Here is a 1,504-nt window from a genome sequence, read left to right as displayed (position 1 = left end):
ACCGTGACCGCGTTGCGCACGATCCGGCCCATGCCGCCCTGCGAGCGCATGGCCTTGGGGAGTGTTTCGGGGATCACCAACACCGAGCACGCGAGCATCAACAACCCGAAACCCGTCAGCACCCAGAACACGGTTTGCCACTGCGCGACCGTGGCGATCACCCCACCCAGCAGCGGGGCGACCACGGGCGCGAGCGAGGTGATCAGGGCCAGGATGGAGTAGAGCTGCGCGGCGGTGCGGCCGGTCGTCATGTCCGAGACCATGGCGCGGGCGATCACCACTCCGGCGGCACCGGCGACACCCTGGATCGCGCGCAGGGCCAGCACCACTTCAATGGTGGGCGCAAACACGATGCCCAGCGAAGCCACCACGAACAACGCGTTGCCGGCGACCATGAGCTTGTGTCGACCGAGCACATCGGACAGCGGGCCCAGCACGAACTGCCCCAGCGCAATGCCGATCATGTAGGTGGTGAGGGTGAGTTGGACCAGCGACGCCGTGGTACCGAAGTACTCACTCATGTCCGGCATGGACGCGAGGTACACGTCCGTGGCCATGGGGCTGACCGCGGAGAGGATGCCCAGCGCACCGATCAACAGCACACGATCCAACCGCGGACTCAGACCCAAACGGCTCCGGAACGGGTGGGACTCGGCGGAACTCTGGCTCATGGGTGTCCTGCTCCTCTGGGTGGTGTCCCGCTCTGTGTGTCCGTGTGGTGCCCGGCTCGATCCTGGGCCCACCGAAGCGGCTGCGGGCCACTCAATGCTAGGGCCTTCCTCGTTCCCCGTGAATCAATATGTCGCTCGGGGACCTAGGATGTTCAACGATGAACTCCAGCAATGATTCCGCCCAGAACCCCGATTCACAGACCTCCGGCGAGCGCCCGGTCTTCCACAAGCAGCCGTACTCGTTCGTGCGCCGCGGAGATCGTCTCTCCCCCAAGCGCCAAAAGGCGTGGGACGAGTACGCCTCTCAGTGGGTTCTGAACATCCCCCGCGTCATGACGGACACCTCCGTGGATCCGTCCTTCCGGCTGGACCACGAGACGCTGTTCGGCCGCAAGGCACCGCTGGTGGTCGAGATCGGCTCGGGTCTGGGTGAGGCAATAGTCAATCATGCGCTCGCGCACCCCGAGCTGGACCACTTGGCCGTGGAAGTTTACAAGCCGGGTATCGCGGACCTGCTGATGAAGGCATCGCAGGCGGGTGTGACCAATGTTCGGGTTGCCCAGGCCAACGCTCCCGAAGTACTGGAGTCCATGCTGGAGCCCGGTTCGGTGCATGAGCTGTGGGTGTTCTTCCCGGATCCCTGGCACAAGACGCGTCATCATAAGCGACGCCTGGTGTCCCCGCGCTTCGCCGGGTTGGCGGCCCGCGTACTGGAACAGGGTGGATTGTGGCGGCTGGCCACCGACTGGCAGGAATATGCAGTGGTCATGCGTGAAGTCCTCGACGGCGCGTCCGCCGACTTCGAGAACGTGAACCCCGGTCCCGCCGCCACC

2 protein-coding genes are annotated in these 1,504 nt (G+C 65.0%); one reads left to right on the top strand and one right to left on the bottom strand.

Annotated features, from left to right (window positions below; genetic code table 11):
- The coding region (locus tag Q4E95_RS13870; RefSeq protein WP_303383850.1) for an MFS transporter at window positions 1-671 on the bottom strand (671 nt) is incomplete at its 3' end.
- A gap of 158 nt (window positions 672-829) precedes the next feature.
- On the opposite strand from Q4E95_RS13870, the gene trmB reads away from it, so the two are divergent.
- Window positions 830-1,504: tRNA (guanosine(46)-N7)-methyltransferase TrmB (trmB, locus tag Q4E95_RS13865; protein ID WP_303383849.1), on the top strand; the 675-nt coding region annotated here is incomplete at its 3' end.

Source organism: Kocuria sp. (genome assembly GCF_030536815.1).
GTDB lineage: Bacteria > Actinomycetota > Actinomycetes > Actinomycetales > Micrococcaceae > Kocuria > Kocuria gwangalliensis.
Note: the sequence above shows the minus strand (reverse complement) of the source record. Positions and strands in the feature narration are given on the sequence as shown.